We start from the raw sequence: 338 nt of genomic DNA on the forward strand, positions 1-338 counted from the left end.
TGGAACAATCTTCTATGGGGCAAGCCATAACATCTGCTAAACCTATCACCTATAAAACCTCCCCTATTCATTTTGAAGGAATGAAGGCCTTCAGGGTGAGTGGAACCCCTGCCGACTGTGTGGCGCTGGGAACTCATCTTTTTGAAGATATCGACCTTGTGCTATCGGGAATAAATATTGGATCCAACCTTGGAAATTCAGCCTGGCATTCCGGAACATTATCTGCAGCCCGGCAAGCTGTATTGTTTGGAATACGCGGAATTGCTTTAAGCGTTTCTGTGGGAGAAGATGAACCCGATTTTGACGCTTTAGAGCCTTATGTAAAAGCTGCCTTGCAG

1 protein-coding gene is annotated in these 338 nt (G+C 45.9%); it reads left to right on the plus strand.

Features of this window, described 5'->3' with window-relative positions; translation table 11 throughout:
- Positions 1 to 14: 14 nt before the first annotated feature.
- A partial coding sequence (gene surE, locus HC175_RS21680) for a 5'/3'-nucleotidase SurE (protein ID WP_235942730.1) occupies positions 15 to 338 on the plus strand: 324 nt, incomplete at its 3' end.

The sequence above is a fragment of the Salinimicrobium oceani genome, assembly GCF_012037645.1.